The 3,678-nt window shown below is 68.8% G+C and carries 2 protein-coding genes; one reads left to right on the forward strand and one right to left on the reverse strand.

Features of this window, described 5'->3' with window-relative positions:
- On the reverse strand, positions 1-1,623 hold a 1,623-nt coding region (locus DPV74_RS39925), incomplete at its 3' end, for an FUSC family protein (protein ID WP_119339189.1).
- Between the two features lie 181 nt (positions 1,624-1,804).
- Here DPV74_RS39925 and DPV74_RS39930 point away from each other — a divergent pair.
- Positions 1,805-3,678: exodeoxyribonuclease V subunit gamma (locus DPV74_RS39930; protein WP_162923292.1), on the forward strand; the 1,874-nt coding region annotated here is incomplete at its 3' end.

Below are 3,678 nucleotides of genomic sequence, written 5' to 3' on the forward strand. Positions count from 1 at the left end.
CGGGAACAGCCGGCTCGCGGCGATCGCGATCATGCAGCCGACCACGGTGTCGATCGCGCGCTCGCCGATGATCCGCATGCTGCCCGGCGCGAGCAGGTGGAACATCAGGAGCACGTACGACGACGTGAACACGACGCTCGCCGCGTAGTTGAACAGCAGCAGGCTGTAGCTCATCACCATCGACCCGAACATGATCGCGATCAGCAGGTGCGGCTCCTTCACCGTGTAGATCAGCGCGATGCTCGCCGCGCAGCCGATCAGCGTGCCGATGATCCGCTGCGCGTTGCGCTGCTTGGTGAGCGAGTAGCCGGGTTTCAGGATGATGATGGTCGTCATCACGATCCAGTACGCGTTCGTGAGCGGCAGCAGCCGGCCGAGCCAGAACCCGACCGCCACCGCGATCGTCACGCGCAGCGCGTGGCGGAAGCTCGGGGAACGCATGTTCAGGTTCGAGAAGATCAGGAGCGGCGACATCCGGCGGCGCTGCAGGAAGCGCGTGAGCGCCTTGTCGATCTTCAGTTCGGTTTGCTGCGGATCGGCGTGGCCCGACAGGTTGCGGCGCATCCGGTCGATCAGGCGCGTCGCGCTCCAGATGCGCCGGAACGTGGCGAGCACGGCCGCATACGCCTCCGCGTTGGTGGCCGGGAAGTTCTTCTTGCGCATCAGCTCGATCTCGTATTCGATCGCGCGCAGCTCGGCCTTCACGCTGATCCGCGAATGCGGGGCGCGGTTTTCGAGCACCGCGAGGCCGATCTCCTCGAGATCGGCGGCCGCCTTGCCGATCAGGTCGCGATAGAAGATGATCAGGTCCGAGCCGCCGAACGTGTTGCGCACCAGCGGGTAATCGGTGTGCGCGCCGACGAACAGCTCGTGCAGGTCGACGCTGTTGATGAACAGGTTGTACATCGTCGTGCGGCCGGGATCGAGCTTGCCGCGGCGCAGCTTCGGCAGGTTGCGCAGCACGATGTCGCGCGCGGTTTCCTGGGTTTCGACCGCCGTGATCTGCTTGGCGACGAGATTGCGGTAGCACTCGTCGAGATCGGCATCAAGGTCGTAGAACTGCGCGCGCGCGAGCAGGTAGTCGGCACAGGCGAACAGGCTCTCGGCCAGCGCCTGCTGCTCGATCCGGCGCGCCTGCCATCGCGACACGAGCGTGGCCCAGTACGTGTACCAGAGGCCGCCCGCGAGAATCCAGCCGGCGTTGATGAACGCCTGCAGCGGCGTGAACTTCTCCTCGAGCGTCATCACCATCATGAACAGCGTCGCGAAGCTGATCTGCGGCCAGCGGTTGCCGTAGACGACGATCAGCGACAGCACGAAGGTGAGCGGCACGATGGTGAGCCACAGCACGAAGATGTTCGGTGTGGCAAGGCCGGTCGCGAGCGCGGCCAGAAAGCCGATCACGCTGCACGCGAGCATTTCGTTGTGCTTGTACTTGAGCGGGCCCGGCATGTCGACGACGCACGCGCCGAGCGCGCCGGTCGAGATCGTGAAGCCGAGCTCGCGGTTGTGAAACACGATCAGGCACAGCACGGCCGGCAGCGAGACGCCGACCGCGATCCGCAGGCCGCCGAAAAAGTACTGGCTGTAGAAAAACTTTCTGATTTCGACCGAATAGCGCATCGATGGACTGAATGGCAGACGAAGACGCCCGGGGCGGCGTATTGACTGGCGACGAGTCTATCGTATTTCGCGGTCCGCAAAACCTGGCTTTCCGGCCGAGGTTCGCGGAGGCGGTCCATTTGCTATCCTTGGTGATCCTGTTCGCCCGGCCCTGCCCGCGCGAGGTTCCGACGCCTGCTTCATGCTCCATCTCTTCTATTCGAACCGTCACGAAACGCTGGCCGACGCGCTGCTCGAGGATCTGGCCGCGTTCCCGGCCCGCAACGGCCCGTGGGCGCCGCAACAGGTCATCGTGCCGAGCGCGGCGCTGCGCCGTCGCCTCGAGCTCGACATCGCCGCGCGCAACGGCGTATGCGCGAACGTCGAGTTCACGTATCTCGCGCAATGGCTGTGGGCGCAGATCGGCCGCGTGCTGACGGTGCCCGCGCGTTCGCCGTTCGCACCCGACCGCCTCGTGTGGCGCTGCTACCGGCTGTTCGCGCAGGCATCCGACGGTGCGCCGTGGCTCGCGTCGCCGCGGCTGGCCGCGTATCTGTCCGCGTCCGACGATGCGATGCGCTACGAGCTTGCCCACCGCGTCGCGGCCGTGCTCGACCATTACCTGACCTATCGTCCCGAGTGGCTCGCCGCGTGGCAGGCCGGCGAGTCCGTGCTCGCGGGCGACGGCGCGCCGCGCGGGATCAGCGACGCCGCGCGCGACGACGAGCGCTGGCAGGCCGCGCTGTGGCGCGCGCTGCTCGCCGAACTGAGCGACAGCGGCACGCCGCCGGCGCACCGTTTCCTCGTCGAGGCGCGCCATCTCGATCCTGAAACCGTCGCGCGCGCACGCACGCACTGGCCGGAATCGGTCAGCGTGTTCGCGCTGCCGACGATGCCGCCGCTGCACGTCGCATTGCTGCGCGAGCTGTCGCGCTGGATCGACGTGCGCGTCTATGCGCTGAACCCGTGCCGCGAATTCTGGTTCGACATCGTGACCGCCGCGCATGCCGAGGCGCTCGACGCGGCCGGGCGCCTCGACTACCAGGAGGTCGGCCATCCGCTGCTCGCCGAATGGGGCAGGCAGACCCAGGCGCAGCTGCACATGCTGCACGAACTGACGGAAAGCGCCGCGTCGGGCGACGCGTCGCGTTTCATCGAGAATCCCGCGCCGACGTGGCTCGCGCGTGTGCAGAACGCGATCCTCGAACTGCGGCCCGAGGCCGAAGCCGGCGATGCCCCAGCCGAGCGCGGCATCGAGGTGCACGTGTGCCACAGCCTCGCGCGCCAGCTCGAGGTGCTGCACGACCGGCTGCTCGCGTGGTTCGACGCCGACGCGAGCCTGCAGCCGTCCGACGTGCTCGTCGCGGTCGCCGATCTCGCGGCGGCCGGGCCGTTGATCGACGCCGTGTTCGGCACGGCCGGCAGCGGCGGTGCACGCGTGCCTTACCGGATCACCGGCCTGCCGCCTTCGCAGGCGAACCCGGTCGCGCGCGTGCTGCTCGACTGGCTCGCGTTGCCGGAGCGGCAGGTCGGTGCGCCCGAGCTGGTCGAATGGCTGCGCGTCGACGCGGTGTCGGCACGCTACGGCATCGACGCGACGGCGCTCGAGACGGTGCAGACCTGGCTCGCGGCCGCCGGCGCGCGGCGCGGGCTGTCGCCGCTCGCGAGCGACGATGCGGCCGTGCCGTCGCCGCGTCATACGTTCTCCGATGCGCTCGCGCGGCTCTTTCTCGGTTATGCGATGCCGGAAGGCGCGGCGCCGGTCGGCGCGTGGCTGCCGATCGAGGCGGCCACCGGCAGCGAGGCCGAACTGCTCGGCCGGCTCGCACGCTTCACCGACGACCTCGACGGCTTCGCGCGGCGGCTGGCCGAATCGCATACGCCGCACGGCTGGAGCGAACTGTTCGCCGACACGCTCGCGCGTTTCTTCGATTCGGGCGCCGCGTATGCGGATGCGCTCGCGGGCGTGCGCGACGCGCTCGACGCGATGCTGGCCGCGATGACGGAGGGGGCGCCCGACGAAGCGCTGCCGGCGGCCGTCGTCCGGGCCGGGCTGGCCGCCGCGCTCGACGATCC

This window comes from Burkholderia sp. HAN2018 (assembly GCF_024704855.1).
Taxonomy (GTDB): domain Bacteria; phylum Pseudomonadota; class Gammaproteobacteria; order Burkholderiales; family Burkholderiaceae; genus Burkholderia; species Burkholderia cepacia.